Here is a 13,175-nt window from a genome sequence, read left to right as displayed (position 1 = left end):
GGGTGAGAAATGTTTGATGAAATAGAATTTGATCGTATTAAAAGGCTTCCTAAGTATGTTTTTGCAGCCATTAATGAAATTAAGTTAAAAATGCGGCAATCTGGTGAAGATGTGATTGATTTTAGTATGGGGAATCCAGATGGTGCTACCCCAGATTTTATTATTGATAAACTTTGCGAAGCTACAAAAAAACCAAAAAATCACGGCTACTCTGCTAGTAAGGGGATTTATAAATTACGATTAGCAATTGCGGATACTTATAAGCGTAAATATGGCATAGAGCTTGATGCAGAAAGTCAAGTTTGTGTTTCAATGGGTTCTAAAGAAGGTTATGTGCATTTGGTGCAGGCTATTACAAATCCCGGAGATACAGCCATTGTTGCAGAACCTGCTTATCCTATCCATTACTATGCCTTTATTTTAGCAGGGGCGAATGTTGCGACTTTTGGCTTAAAATGGAATGAAGATTATGAGCTTTTAGAGGAGGAGTATTTTAAATCTTTAGAAGAAGCCTTACACAATACTATGCCAAAACCGAAGTTTGTTGTAACGAATTTTCCTCATAATCCTACCACCATAGTAGTTTATAAAAGCTTTTATGAAAGACTTGTGGCTTTAGCTAAAAAAGAACATTTTTATATCATTAATGATATTGCCTATGCGGATTTAAGTTTTAATGGTTATGTAGCTCCCTCAATTTTTGAAGTAGAGGGTGCTTTAGATGTTGCAGTAGAGGGATATACACTTTCTAAGAGCTATAATATGGCAGGTTGGAGAGTGGGTTGTATGGTGGGGAATACCAAGCTAATTGGGGCTTTGCAAAAAATTAAAAGTTGGTTAGATTATGGGATTTATACGCCTATTCAGATTGCTTCTACGGTGGCTTTAAATGGTAGTCAAGAATGTGTGCAAGAGATTGCTAGGAAGTATCAAAGGCGTATGGAAGTATTAATAGAGAGTTTTGGAGCAGTTGGTTGGAAGATGAGAATGCCAAAGGCAAGTATGTTTATTTGGGCAGAGATTCCCCAATGTGTGAAACATTTAGGGAGTATGGAGTTTTCTACAAGGCTTTTGCAAGAAGCCAAAATCGCTGTTAGCCCCGGGATTGGATTTGGTAATCACGGAGATCATTATGTTCGTATTGCGCTTATTGAAAATGAAAATAGAATTCGTCAAGCTGCGAGGAATTTGAAGAAATTTTTAAAGCAATTTCAAGATTAGGCTCCAAGATTAGACTTGTGGATATGATCTTTATTCTATGATAAAAGATAAAAAAAAATGCAATCATTGCCAACTAGAATTTGAAGAAAAAGCTCTCTTTGTTTCTACTATTAATGGCGAGAGGAAGTATTTTTGCTGTAAGGGTTGTGAGGGAGTATATAGGCTTTTATATTCGCAGGGATTGGAAGGTTTTTATAATAAGCTTGGAAATAATACTTTGCGCTCTTTTGAGAATGTGGAACAAAATTTAGAAGTTTTTGATACGCAATCTTTTTTTGATAAATATGTAGTTAAAAGGGATTCTTTATATGAGATTTCTTTAATTTTAGAGAAGATACATTGTATTGCTTGTATTTGGCTTAATGAAAAAATACTCTCTAGGCAAAAAGGCATTATTAAGGTTTCTATTAATTATACCACCCACAAAGCGACTTTATTATTTGATTTAAAATCTATAAAAATTTCAGAAATTATTGCTGCTATTAGGTCTATTGGTTATGATGCGCATATTTATGATGCTAGATTGCAAGAACAATATGCACAAAAGCAAAAAAGGGATTATTATATACGATTAAGTGTTGGAATTTTTTGTATGATGAATATTATGTGGATTGCTGTTGCTCAATATGCTGGATATTTTAGTGGTATTTCCTTGCAAATGCGTAATATCTTAAATATTGCAGGTTTTGCACTCTCCACGCCGGTGCTTTTTTTTAGTGGTTGGATTTTTTGGAGGGGGGCTTATTTTGCATTAAAACACAAAACTCCTAATATGGATTTACTTGTTATAAGTGGGGCAACTTTAGCTTATCTTTATTCTATTTATGCGAGTTTTAAGGGTGGGGAGACTTATTTTGAATCCGTTGTTATGATTGTTACTTTTGTGTTGATAGGAAAGTTTTTAGAAGTTAGAGGGAAGAAAAGTGCCGTTGATAGCTTGGATAGAATCAATGCGCAAATCCCTCTTAGTGTGAATGTTTTGCGCGGAAATAACAAAGAGGAAGTTTCTGTCTATGATATAAAAATTGGGGAGATTATAGAGGCAAAGCCGGGTGAGCGCATTGCTTTGGATGGGAACTTACTTTCTTTAGAGGCTTTATGTGATGAGAGTGCATTAAATGGAGAATCTTTGCCTATACAAAAGAAATATCAAGATAAGATAATATCTGGCTCTTTGGTTTTAAATACTCCTTTGCGTTATCAAGTCTCTAAGGAGTTTAAAGATTCTTTAATGACTTCTATTGTGAATATGGTTGAAGAATCTTTAAACTTTCGCCCTCAAATCCAAGAACAGGCTAATAAAATTGCCCGTTTTTTTTCTTTGGTGATGCTTTTTTTAGGATTTATCACTTTTTTAAGTTGGTTTTATTATTTAGAAGCAAGTTTTGATAAATCCTTAATGATAGCTATTTCTGTGATTATTATTGCTTGTCCTTGTGCTTTAGCACTTGCTACTCCTATTGCTTGTTTGGTTGGTTTGGGGAGGGCTATTGAGAAAAAGATACTTTTTAAAGAAGCACGATTTTTAGAGACTATCGCTAAGGTAGATACATTGATTTTGGATAAAACAGGAACTCTAACGCAAGGGAATTTAGAGGTTGTTAAAGTTAAAAGTAATGCAACACAGGAGGAGTTAAATATTTTAGCGCAGATTTTAGAGCAAAGCTCACACCCTATTTCTCAAGCAGTTTTAAAGATATTACCACCTAGTGATTTTTCTTATGTATTTGATAGTTTAGAGCAAGTTAATGCTAGAGGAATGATTGCAAAGATAGGAGAAGATATTTATTTAGGAGGGAATTTTGAACTTTTGGAGGAAAGAGGTGTTGTAATACCTAAAGAAATCTATCAAAGTCAAAGTGATAGGAGTATTTTTTGTTTTGCTAAAAATCAGGTCTTTTTGGGGTTTTATGCCTTAGAGGACTGCATTAAAGAAGATGCTTTTTCTGCTTTAGAAAAACTTCGAAAAATGGGTATTGCTCTAGTGCTTTTAAGCGGAGATAATGAAGGTGTATGTAGGAAAGTTTCAGAAGCCTTAGGGATTAAAGAATATTACGCAAAGCAAAGCCCAATTGATAAAGCAAATTTTGTTGATAGACTCCACAAGGAGGGAAAAATTGTTGTAATGGTGGGCGATGGGATTAATGATTCTATTGCTTTAGGGAAAAGTGATATTGGCATTGCTATGGGTGGAGGAATTGATTTAGCTATTAGTGTGAGTGATATTGTTATTTTAGATGATAAGGTAGAGGGAGTAAAAGAGGCTTTTTGTTTAGGGAGTAAGACTTATGCCTTTATTAAGCAAAATTTATGGATTTCATTAATTTATAATGCTTTAACGATTCCTTTAGCAATGTTTGGATTTGTGATACCTCTCGTTGCTGCTTTATCTATGTCCCTTAGCTCATTAGTGGTAGTGCTAAATAGTATGCGACTTAAGCAATAAATATTATAAATAAAGATTTATTATTAGAGAGTGAATTGCTATAAATGGTGATAATCTTATAATAGTGGCTTAATAAAGTCTATGGTACGCTCAGAGGGATTCGAACCCCCAACCCTCAGATCCGAAGTCTGATGCTCTATCCAGTTGAGCTATGAACGCAAAAATTATGTTATAATAATAGCTAGGATTATTTTAATAATCCATAAAATTTTAACAAAAGGACTAATTGTGGGAAAGATTTTGATATTTTTATTAATGCTTGCAAGTATGGTAGTGGCTAAGCCTATTATTGCTGTAAGTATTCCTATGCAAAAGGAATTTATAGAAAAAATCGCTAAGGAGGAATATGAGGTTATAGCTTTAGTGAAACCCGGAATTAATCCGCACGATTTTGAGCCAAAATTTTCAGATGTTAAAAGTGTTAATAAAGCTCAAGCTTATTTTCCTATAGGGATAGAGTTTGAAGAATTATGGCTTAAACGTTTTACCAATCAAAATAAGAGTATGAAAATCTATCCTAGTAATGCAGGGATAGAAGTTATAAATTTTGGAGATAAAGAGCATTTTGGCAAACACGATGATGAGGAAGACGCTCACCATAACGAAGAAGCTTCTCACAATCACGATGAAGAATATTCTCATCATTCTCACGAAAGTGGTGATCCGCATATTTGGTTGTCTCCCCTTAATGCAAAAATTATTGCAGAAAATATCTATAAAGGTTTAAAAGCAATGAATCCTAAAGGGGATTACCAGTCTAATTATCAGGCACTTATTCGGGATATTGATAATCTTGACAAAGAGATAAAGGAGACTTTAGCTACTTTGCCTAAAAATCAAAAATTTGTTGTTTTTCATCCAATGTTGGGTTATTTTGCTAGAGATTATGGATTAGAAGAGGTTTCTATTGAGGTTGAGGGTAAAACACCTAAAATTAAAGATATGATGGAAGTGGTTGAGGTAGTTAAACAAGAAGATTTAAAAATTATTTTCGCACAACCTGAATTCTCTATAAAAGCAGCAGAATTTATCGCAAAAGAAAGCGGAGCAAAATTAGGCTATTTTTCGCCTTTACAAACACCGTGGGATAAAAATCTTTTGGATTTTGCTAAAAACTTAAAGAAACTCTATAAGTAGTTTATCTAAACTCTCTTCAAGAGAGTTTAGAATCTTAGTTTATAGTTATAGGCTTAGAACATTATAAATAGGGCAGAGTCTTTGGAGTTTCTTTTCTCCTTCTAAGTCTTTAAGATGAATAATAAAACAACATTCTATACAATTAGCCCCTGCCTTTTTAATGAGATTAGCAGCTGCATAGGCAGTTCCTCCAGTGGCAAGTAAATCATCGATGAGCAAAACTTTTGGCGTATGGTTTTAATTCTCATTTTTGAAAGCATCAATATGGATTTCAATTTCGCTAAAGCCATATTCTAAAGAATATTTTTCAGATATTGTTGTGTAGGGAAGTTTGCCCTTTTTTCTAATGGGGATAAAGCCAACATTGAGAGCATAGGCTAAAGGAGTGCCAAAAATAAATCCACGACTTTCAATCCCTGCAATATAGTCAATTTCATAAGATTGGTAATAGTTTTTTAGATGATTGATGAGTAGATTAAAGGCTTCTTTATTACTAAGAAGTGTTGTTATATCACGAAAAACAATTCCGGGTTGTGGGAAATCCTTGATAGGGCGGATAGTTTGCAGTAAGAATTTCTGTTGCGTTGTTGTTAATTGCATATATTCTCCTTATAGTAGAGCTTCTATTTTTTGCTCTAAATCTTTGATTCTGCTTTTATATTTTTCTGTTTCAACCCTATATTGAGAGTTTCTCTGCTTAAGTGCTTTGACTTCATTTCTTAAAGTTGTGATTTCATCGGTTAAAATATCAATGTTCCCTAAAGCTCTTTGAAGTTGGAGTTGGTGTTTGCGGATAAGTATCTCTGCTTCTTGTAGGGTTAATTTCATAATGGCACTATTTTTTTCTTCCTTTTGTGCGACACTTTTGTAAAAAAAGGTTTTAACGACAATAAATAAAACAAAAAGAATAAAAGTTGTTAAAAATAACCATTGTGTAAAACCTGTCATTTTTATCCCCCCTTACAATTTTTCTATTCTTTGTAGATGCCTACCACCTTCAAATTGGCTTTGACAAAAGCTTTGCAAGATTGCTTCTGCCATATCTATTCCAATCATTCTAGCCCCTAAACATAAGACATTAGCATCGTTGTGTTTGCGACTCATAGCAGCACTATAAGGTTCATAGCAAAGTGCTGCTCGGATTCCCTTAAATCGATTTGCAGCAATACTCATTCCAATTCCGCTACCACAAATTAAGATACCAAAACTTTTGGAATCTTCTAAGACTTTTTGGCAAAGTAAATGCGCAAAATCTGGATAATCTACTTTGGCTTGGTTATGGCAACCTAAATCAAACACTTCGTAATCTCTAGCTTGTAAAAATTCAAGAATTGGACTTTTGAGAATGAATCCTGCGTGATCATTTGCGATATAAAATCTCATATTTCCCCTTTAGAGTAGCCAATGTATAATCCAATTCACAGGTGTTGAAAAGATTATTGAAAGTGGTGTGCTTAGAATAATCATTAAACATATCATTCCTACCATTGGATGAATTTTGTTAAAAAGTTTAGCAAAAAAATCATTTTTAAACATTAAACCTAAATAGGCTAATACTTGTGAACCATCTAAAGGAGGGAGGGGGAGGAGATTAAAAACACCTAAAATAACATTATAAAGTAGTAATTGCAAAAAGAAAAAAACAATAAGCTCCAAAACAAATTTGGGATTATCAAAATAATCCAAGAATCCACTAAATATTCCTCCATTAAAAACATAAATACAAAAAGAGCAAAAAAGGGCTAATATGAAGTTGTAAGCAACACCGGCAATAGAGACTCCAAAAGCTCCAAAATACCCACCATTAGAAATTACTCTATCTATTCTTACGGGGACAGGTTTAGCCCAGCCAAACAAAAAGGGGGCATTGAGCAAAAAGAGCATCACAGGAACAAGGATGGAGCCAATTAAATCTATATGCACAATAGGATTAAGTTGGAGTCTGCCTAAATCTTTTGCACTGCTGTCGCCATATTTATAAGCTACCAGTCCGTGCATAATTTCGTGTCCGATAATAGCAATAAGTAAAGCGGTGATGATTAGAGGGATTTGATAAAATAAAGATAATTCGAACATTAGGGTAGGTTTTGTGCTTCTAGGGATTCGATAGATTTTCCTATTCTTTCCCAGCGGATATTAAAATCATCATCCCAGCTAAAATAGATAAACCACGGCTTACCGACAATATAGCGGTAATGAACACCTCCCCAAAATCTTGAATCATTGGAATTATCCCGATTATCCCCCATCATAAAAAATTCATCCTCCCCAACTTTTGTATGAAAGGCTAATTCTCCATTATCTAAGGTGATAGGTTCCATAGCGACTTTATGTCCGCTTTGCCAATAGCTTTGTAATTGGATAAAGGCATTAAAAGGAGTATTTTGATAATGTATGCCCGGATGTTTTTTTGCATAAGGCTCATAGAGATAGGTTTTGCCTTTATAAACAAGTGTTTTATTAGAATCTTGATTGTAAGGATTGCTGTTGGCAAAGGCAACCCATAAGCCTTCTTTAGTATAAAGGATTTCATCTCCGCTAATCCCTATATTGCGCTTTACATAATGTATTTTTGGGTCTAATGGATAGCGGAATATTACAATATCTCCGCGCTTTGGACGCTCTCCTTCAAAAAGATGTCCATTATTGTTAAAATCAGGTAAGACTTTCATTTCTATCCAAGGAATTGTAGGCGTTGGGATTCCATAAGAATATTTTTTAACAAATAGATTATCCCCAATTAACATTGTATTTAGCATACTTCCACTAGGAATTATGAAAGCTTGAGCAACAAAAAATATAACACCTAAGACGATAATAATAGTCCCTGTCCAGCTATTTACAAATTTGCTTAGTTTATTGAATATTTGATTCATTAAATTTCCTTAAGTTTTATAAGTTTGCGCGAATTTTAGTAGCTTTTATGGTATTTTGCAACAAAGAGGCAATTGTCATAGGTCCCACACCTCCAGGAACAGGAGTGATAAAGCTACAAATAGGGGCGACATTATCAAAATCTACATCGCCTATAATTTTTCCATTTTCTAAACGATTAATACCAATATCAATAACAATAGCACCTTCTTTAAGCATTTCTTTAGTGATAAGATTGGGTTTGCCAACTGCCACGCAAAGAATATCTGCATTTTTAGTATGTTCTATGAGGTTATTGGTGTGAATATGACAAAGTGTAATGGTTGCATTATGATTAAGAAATAATGCACCTAAGGGTTTGCCAACGATATTACTAGTCCCCACAATTACTACATTTTTGCCTTTAAGATTAATATCATAGGCTTGCAGTAGTGTAATAACCCCCATAGGAGTAGCAGGAGTGAATCCTTGAAGATTGGCTGCAATTCTTCCTACATTAAAGGGATGAAAACCATCGACATCTTTATGGGGGGCAATGGCTTCTAGGATAGTTGTTGTGTCAATGTGTTGTGGAAGAGGGAGTTGGACTAGTATCCCATCAATATTTGGGTTTTGGTTTAGCATACTAATGGTTTGTAGGAGGGAATCTTGCGTAATACTTTGGGGCATTTCGTGTGTGGTAGAGTAGATTCCTGTTCGCTTACAGGCTTTTGCTTTCATATTTACATAGCTTTGTGAGGCTGGATCATCACCTACTAAAATAACCGCTAATCCGGGCGTGATTTGTTGTTGGTTTAGAAGTTGCACTTCTTTTTTGATAGTTTCTTCGATTTTTAAAGCAAGAGATTTTCCATCTAATATCTGCATTTATCGCCTTTGAAAAGTTATTTTGATATTATAATAAAAAAAGTTTTTTTATAGTTTAAGGCTTTGTATGTATCGGTTATTTTTGGTAATTTTTGTAAATTTTGTTTTTGCAGAGGAGAGTTTTATTACCTCTATTGAATATGGCAAAATGCTTTATGAAAACCCTCGTGGTATAGGTTGTGTAGAATGCCACGGACAAGCAGGGGAGGGAAGGATGATTGCGGAGTATTATCATAAGAAAAAAGCAATAAGCCTACAAGGACCTGCTATTAATCATCTAAAATTTGAAGTGTTTGCTAAAGCCTTGCAAGAGAGTAAAAAGGTTATGCCAAAATATTATTTAACAAAAAATGAAATTCAAGCTATTTTTGAATATATAGAATCTAAAAATTCCACAAAGTAAGACAATGCAAGAGCTATTAAATGGTTATAAAGAAGTATGCAAAAGTTTTGAAGTTTTAAAACCTTATGAGAATATCCTAACAATTTTTGGAGGAGCAAGGGTTCAAAGACAGAGTGAAGCTTATCAAAAGATAGAAAGATTAGCCTTTAAGCTTGGGAGGGAGGGATACTCGATTATGACAGGAGGGGGACCTGGGATTATGGAAGCTGCCAATAAAGGTTTAGTAGAATCTAAAGATAAAGCCACTAAAGTGGTATCTATTGGGCTAAATATCCAGCTTCCCTATGAACAAGCAATGAATCCTTATGTTGAAATTCCTCTAATATTTGAAAGTTTTTTTAGTCGGAAATTTGTTTTTAATCATCATTCCATAGGGATTGTTGTTGGGCAAGGGGGATTTGGAACTTTAGATGAATTAAGTGAGATTCTAACATTGATAGCTACGCAAAAGATGCAAAAAATACCCATTATTTTGTATGGTAGGGATTATTGGAGGAATTTTTTACAATGGATTGAAGGGGTGATGTTAAAAGAGGGATTGATTACTAAAGAAGAATTAGAGATTGTAAGTCTTGTGGATTCTCCTGAAGAAGTTTTAAGGATTTTAAAAAATCGGGTTATTGAAACCATACATCATTAATAAAACCATAAACACCGCAAAAAGTGCTAAAATAATAGGAGCAAATCGTGCCATATTATTCCTTATTTAAGAAAGTTGATGAAAAATTTATCATACAACAAAAGACCTAAAAGTTTTCAGCAATTTGTTGGGCAAAAACACCTCTTTGGAGAGAATGCTCCTTTTATGAAGCTTCTTAAAAGTGGAAGCATTCCCCATAGTTTTTTCTTCGGTAGTGCTGGGAGTGGTAAGACAAGCGCAGTGCTTTTAATAGCTGATATGCTATCACTCCCTTTTTATGCGCTTAATGCGACGAATTTTAAATTAGAGGATTTGCGTCATATTTTAAAACAATACCAAAATACTTTACAAAAACCCTTGATTTTTATTGATGAAGTGCATAGATTGAGTAAATCCCAACAAGAGGCATTATTGCCTATAATGGAGAATCACCAGGCTCTTATTATGGGAGCTTCTACCGAGAATCCTTTTTTTGCGCTAAGTAGTGCAATAAGATCCCGATCTTTTGTTTTTGAATTTTTTGCTTTAAGCAGGGAGGAATTAAGGGAGATTTTAACGCCTTATAATTTAGAGTTAGAAATTCAAACCTATTTGATAGAAACAAGTGGAGGCGATGCTAGAGCTATGCTTAATTTACTTGATTGCGCTTTAAGTCTTAAATCACCTCTTACTTTAGAAACTCTAAAATCTCTTCGTCCAACCTCTTTAAATCGTGGTGTTAGTGAGCTTAATACCCATTATAATCTGATTTCTGCAATGATAAAAAGTATTCGCGGAAGTGATGAAAATGCAGCTATTTATTATTTGGCACGATTAATCACAGAGGGTGAGAATCCTGAGTTTATAGCAAGACGTTTAGTAATTTTAGCAAGCGAGGATATTGGCAATGCTAATCCCAATGCTTTAAATTTGGCGGTTTCTACAATGCAAGGAGTAGCAAAAATTGGCTATCCAGAAGCTAGGATTCTTTTAAGTCAATGTGTTATCTATCTTGCTGCTTCGCCTAAGTCCAATACTGCTTATGAGGCTATCAATGAGGCAATGGATTATGTTAAAACACATCCTAATGAAGAAATTCCAAAGTCTCTTTGCCAATTTTCTAAAGATTATCTTTATCCTCATAACTTTGGTGGCTGGGTAGAGCAAGAATATTTGCTTAAAAAGCTAAAATTTGTAAAATGGCTACCTAAAGGGTTTGAAAAAACATTGAAAGAATGGATTGATAAAATAAGGCATAAAGCCTGTGAAGATTCTTGAAGGAAGCTTAGATTAGGAGAACCTAATCCAAATTATTCTACTACTGGAGTATGTGATGTTCGCTTGTCTTCTCCAACATCATCTCTGTGTGGTTGAGCATCTACGATACTATCCCATACAATACAGCCTTCTGTTGGACAGGCTGTTGCACAGGCTGGCTCGTCATTATGCCCTACACATTCTACGCATTTATCATTATAAACAAAATAGCAACCATCATCATTTGGGTTATTATCATCATCTACAATTGCTTCAACAGGGCATTCATCAATACAAGCTCCGCAGGCAATACAAATATCAGTAATTTTTACAGACATAATTTCTCCTTAATTTTTTAGTTAATGCTCCTAAGTATATAAGAAGCTCTATAAAATGAAGTTTAAAAAAGTATTTCTTTATCAAATCCTAAACTTTATTTTGGGGAGTTAAAGAGTTTTTATGATTAACAAAGATAAAAAGCCAACAAACAAAAAAGGAACAAATGGCATTTTGTAGGTTTTTGTAATAAGCATAATACATAAGGTTGTAATCGCTGCTATGAAAATTGCTACAAAAGCATAGAATATCCCCAAAGAGCCACCAAGAATCCCAAAAATAATAATATCTCCTTCCCCCATAACTTCTTTGTTGTAGATACCTCCGATGAATAGTCTTAAGAAGCTTGCAATGCCCATTAGGCAAAAAGCATTTAAAAAAGGATTGGTAAGGGAATAAAAGGTATTAAAATCTTGATAAAATCCATAGCAAATCCCAAACCCTAAGGTTAGGAAACTTAAAATATCAGGAATCTCTAAAAAATACCAATCAATAACACAAAGTGTATAAAATAATAAACACAAAAAGAAGCAGATAATCCCCCCAATACCATAATGATAAAAGCTAAAAACTGCGAAGAATCCACCTAAACATTCGCTTAAAAAATACCAAAGTGGAATCTTGTTTTGGCAATACCTACATTTTTTATTTAAGAAAAGATAAGAGATTAGAGGGATTTTATCCCTCCAAAGTAGTGCTTTTTTGCATTGTGGGCAGAAGGAAAAAGGTAAATATAAGTTTAAATTGTTTGGGATACGATAAATTAAGACATTGGCAAAGGAGCCAAAAATAATGCCAAAAACAAAAACAAACAAAAACTCCATAGCATACCTTAAAATTTGATACAATTTTACACTAATTTTTGGAGATTTTATGGGAGATATAGCGATTTTTGGTGGTTCATTTGATCCACCACATTTAGGTCATTTAGAGATTATTAGGGTTGCTTTAGAAAAATTAACCATTCAAAAGCTTTTTGTAGTGCCTTGTTTTTTAAATCCTTTTAAAATAAGCTCTTATTTTAGCCCAATAGAGCGTCTAAACTGGCTTAATAATCTCTTAGGGGGTAAAGATTCAAGGCTTGAAGTGCTAGATTTTGAAATTAGGCAAAATAAATCTACACCAACATTTAAAACCATAAAATTTGTTGAAAAATTTTATAAGCCCCATAAAATCTATTTGCTCTTAGGTGCAGATAACATAGAAACTTTGCCCAAATGGTATCAGTATGCAAACCTTAAAAATAAGGTGGAGTTTGTTATAATCCCACGCAAAGGCTATGAAATAGTTGGCGATTTTAAAGTTTTGCCTATGCAAGAAATAGCAATTAGTTCTACACAAATCAAAATTGCATTGCAAAAGGGTGATTTGAAGCTTTTAGAATTTGTCCCACAAGCTATTTTAGAGGAGATTTTAAAAAGGAAAGAAATTGCAAGATCATAGAGAAAGAGTTGTTTCAGAAATTTGTCAAATTATAGAAGATAAAAAGGGTGAAAACATTGAAGTTTTCAATCTTAAAGGGAGTGATTATTTTGTCGATTTTGTCGTTATTGCAACTGCACTTATTGATAAACACGCTTTGGCATTATTGGATTCTTTAAAGAAGGAGCTAAAGCAAAAAGGCGAAATTTTTTTAAATATTGAGGAAGAGAATCCTGATTGGATAGTAGCAGATTTGGGGGATATTATTATTCACCTTTTTACAGAAAATCAGCGAAAAAAGTTTAATTTAGAAGAGTTTTTGAGCAAAATTATACAAAAGCCTTATGAGGTTTAATAAGTTGGGTTGCTAACATTACTCCGCAGTTTAAAAATACCTCTAATGATTTCAAGATTATCTATTTACTATAATGTTTTAATCCTAGATTTTTTAGTTAAATAATTAATGTAGTTTGTGCAAGTTTTATAGAAGTTCAAGTTTTTTATAGAAGTTCAAGTATAATGTTATGGGGTAATTGCCACAGGCTTCTACCCTGTGGCAAAATCTATGCCCCTTAAAAGGAGCTAAGATGATT

General features: G+C 33.7%; 15 protein-coding genes, 1 tRNA gene and 1 pseudogene. 8 read left to right on the top strand and 9 right to left on the bottom strand.

The genetic code is table 11. From position 1 onward, the window contains the following. Positions 1-9: 9 nt before the first annotated feature. Together C6H18_RS01850 and C6H18_RS01845 are read left to right on the top strand one after the other, a co-directional pair. The gene (locus C6H18_RS01850) at positions 10-1,221 is read left to right on the top strand and encodes an LL-diaminopimelate aminotransferase (RefSeq protein WP_104721413.1); all 1,212 of its coding nucleotides are present in this window, start codon (positions 10-12) and stop codon (positions 1,219-1,221) included. Positions 1,222-1,258: 37 nt separating this feature from the next. Then, positions 1,259-3,667 carry a heavy metal translocating P-type ATPase gene (locus C6H18_RS01845; protein WP_104721412.1) on the top strand — a complete coding sequence of 803 codons (2,409 nt, stop codon included), beginning with the start codon at positions 1,259-1,261 and terminating at the stop codon, positions 3,665-3,667. A gap of 82 nt (positions 3,668-3,749) precedes the next feature. Here C6H18_RS01845 and C6H18_RS01840 read toward each other — a convergent pair. Next, positions 3,750-3,826: transfer RNA gene (locus C6H18_RS01840), tRNA-Arg, on the bottom strand. A gap of 69 nt (positions 3,827-3,895) precedes the next feature. On the opposite strand from C6H18_RS01840, the gene C6H18_RS01835 reads away from it, so the two are divergent. Next, positions 3,896-4,804 (top strand): metal ABC transporter solute-binding protein, Zn/Mn family, encoded by a 909-nt coding sequence (locus C6H18_RS01835; protein WP_233704029.1) that lies wholly within the window; start codon positions 3,896-3,898, stop codon positions 4,802-4,804. Positions 4,805-4,849: 45 nt separating this feature from the next. Here the strand turns inward: C6H18_RS01835 and C6H18_RS01830 are convergent. The 6 genes and pseudogenes from C6H18_RS01830 to folD all read right to left on the bottom strand — a co-directional run bounded on the left by C6H18_RS01830 (position 4,850) and on the right by folD (position 8,545). After that, a pseudogene (locus C6H18_RS01830) lies at positions 4,850-5,404 on the bottom strand (adenine phosphoribosyltransferase). 9 nt (positions 5,405-5,413) lie between these two features. Further along, on the bottom strand, positions 5,414-5,752 hold the full coding sequence (locus C6H18_RS01825) for a hypothetical protein (protein ID WP_104721411.1): 339 nt from the start codon (positions 5,750-5,752) through the stop codon (positions 5,414-5,416). Between the two features lie 12 nt (positions 5,753-5,764). After that, on the bottom strand, positions 5,765-6,187 hold the full coding sequence (gene rpiB, locus C6H18_RS01820) for a ribose 5-phosphate isomerase B (protein WP_104721410.1): 423 nt from the start codon (positions 6,185-6,187) through the stop codon (positions 5,765-5,767). A 9-nt stretch (positions 6,188-6,196) separates the two neighbouring features. Then, positions 6,197-6,880 carry a site-2 protease family protein gene (locus C6H18_RS01815; protein ID WP_104721409.1) on the bottom strand — a complete coding sequence of 228 codons (684 nt, stop codon included), beginning with the start codon at positions 6,878-6,880 and terminating at the stop codon, positions 6,197-6,199. Next, positions 6,880-7,680, bottom strand: a complete 801-nt coding sequence (gene lepB, locus C6H18_RS01810) for a signal peptidase I (RefSeq protein WP_104721408.1) — start codon at positions 7,678-7,680, stop codon at positions 6,880-6,882. Before lepB ends, C6H18_RS01815 begins: the two co-directional genes overlap by 1 nt. A 16-nt stretch (positions 7,681-7,696) precedes the next feature. Then, positions 7,697-8,545, bottom strand: coding sequence for a bifunctional methylenetetrahydrofolate dehydrogenase/methenyltetrahydrofolate cyclohydrolase FolD (gene folD / locus C6H18_RS01805; protein WP_104721407.1), 849 nt, complete (start codon positions 8,543-8,545; stop codon positions 7,697-7,699). 67 nt (positions 8,546-8,612) lie between these two features. Between folD and C6H18_RS01800 the strand changes: the two genes are divergently transcribed. From C6H18_RS01800 to C6H18_RS01790, 3 genes are all read left to right on the top strand, one after another. Further along, positions 8,613-8,948 carry a c-type cytochrome gene (locus C6H18_RS01800; RefSeq protein WP_104721406.1) on the top strand — a complete coding sequence of 112 codons (336 nt, stop codon included), beginning with the start codon at positions 8,613-8,615 and terminating at the stop codon, positions 8,946-8,948. Between the two features lie 4 nt (positions 8,949-8,952). Continuing rightward, positions 8,953-9,588: an LOG family protein gene (locus C6H18_RS01795; protein WP_104721405.1), complete on the top strand. Its 636-nt coding sequence runs from the start codon at positions 8,953-8,955 to the stop codon at positions 9,586-9,588. Positions 9,589-9,666: 78 nt separating this feature from the next. Further along, a complete protein-coding gene (locus tag C6H18_RS01790; protein ID WP_104721404.1) occupies positions 9,667-10,845 on the top strand; it encodes a replication-associated recombination protein A in 1,179 nt (392 codons plus the stop codon). 32 nt (positions 10,846-10,877) lie between these two features. Here the strand turns inward: C6H18_RS01790 and C6H18_RS01785 are convergent, their stop codons facing one another. Both C6H18_RS01785 and C6H18_RS01780 read right to left on the bottom strand, forming a co-directional pair. Next, positions 10,878-11,162 (bottom strand): 4Fe-4S binding protein, encoded by a 285-nt coding sequence (locus C6H18_RS01785; protein WP_104721403.1) that lies wholly within the window; start codon positions 11,160-11,162, stop codon positions 10,878-10,880. A gap of 108 nt (positions 11,163-11,270) precedes the next feature. After that, positions 11,271-11,984: a prepilin peptidase gene (locus C6H18_RS01780; RefSeq protein WP_104721402.1), complete on the bottom strand. Its 714-nt coding sequence runs from the start codon at positions 11,982-11,984 to the stop codon at positions 11,271-11,273. A 49-nt stretch (positions 11,985-12,033) separates the two neighbouring features. Here C6H18_RS01780 and nadD point away from each other — a divergent pair, with 49 nt between their 5' ends. Then, on the top strand, positions 12,034-12,603 hold the full coding sequence (gene nadD / locus C6H18_RS01775) for a nicotinate (nicotinamide) nucleotide adenylyltransferase (protein ID WP_104721401.1): 570 nt from the start codon (positions 12,034-12,036) through the stop codon (positions 12,601-12,603). Then, positions 12,590-12,937 (top strand): ribosome silencing factor, encoded by a 348-nt coding sequence (gene rsfS, locus C6H18_RS01770; RefSeq protein ID WP_104721400.1) that lies wholly within the window; start codon positions 12,590-12,592, stop codon positions 12,935-12,937. The genes nadD and rsfS overlap by 14 nt, the downstream gene beginning before the upstream one ends. Positions 12,938-13,175: the final 238 nt, after the last annotated feature.

The organism is Helicobacter mesocricetorum, from assembly GCF_900198605.1.
GTDB lineage: Bacteria > Campylobacterota > Campylobacteria > Campylobacterales > Helicobacteraceae > Helicobacter_D > Helicobacter_D mesocricetorum.
Note: the sequence above shows the minus strand (reverse complement) of the source record. Positions and strands in the feature narration are given on the sequence as shown.

Bases quoted from the DNA above. Each gene is read 5' to 3' on its own strand.
- C6H18_RS01850 (WP_104721413.1), top strand. From the start codon at position 10: ATGTTTGATGAAATAGAATTTGATCGTATTAAAAGGCTTCCTAAGTAT.
- C6H18_RS01845 (WP_104721412.1), top strand. From the start codon at position 1,259: ATGATAAAAGATAAAAAAAAATGCAATCATTGCCAACTAGAATTTGAA.
- C6H18_RS01825 (WP_104721411.1), bottom strand. From the start codon at position 5,752: ATGACAGGTTTTACACAATGGTTATTTTTAACAACTTTTATTCTTTTT.
- rpiB (WP_104721410.1), bottom strand. From the start codon at position 6,187: ATGAGATTTTATATCGCAAATGATCACGCAGGATTCATTCTCAAAAGT.
- C6H18_RS01815 (WP_104721409.1), bottom strand. From the start codon at position 6,880: ATGTTCGAATTATCTTTATTTTATCAAATCCCTCTAATCATCACCGCT.
- lepB (WP_104721408.1), bottom strand. From the start codon at position 7,680: ATGAATCAAATATTCAATAAACTAAGCAAATTTGTAAATAGCTGGACA.
- folD (WP_104721407.1), bottom strand. From the start codon at position 8,545: ATGCAGATATTAGATGGAAAATCTCTTGCTTTAAAAATCGAAGAAACT.
- C6H18_RS01800 (WP_104721406.1), top strand. From the start codon at position 8,613: ATGTATCGGTTATTTTTGGTAATTTTTGTAAATTTTGTTTTTGCAGAG.
- C6H18_RS01795 (WP_104721405.1), top strand. From the start codon at position 8,953: ATGCAAGAGCTATTAAATGGTTATAAAGAAGTATGCAAAAGTTTTGAA.
- C6H18_RS01790 (WP_104721404.1), top strand. From the start codon at position 9,667: ATGAAAAATTTATCATACAACAAAAGACCTAAAAGTTTTCAGCAATTT.
- C6H18_RS01785 (WP_104721403.1), bottom strand. From the start codon at position 11,162: ATGTCTGTAAAAATTACTGATATTTGTATTGCCTGCGGAGCTTGTATT.
- C6H18_RS01780 (WP_104721402.1), bottom strand. From the start codon at position 11,984: ATGGAGTTTTTGTTTGTTTTTGTTTTTGGCATTATTTTTGGCTCCTTT.
- nadD (WP_104721401.1), top strand. From the start codon at position 12,034: ATGGGAGATATAGCGATTTTTGGTGGTTCATTTGATCCACCACATTTA.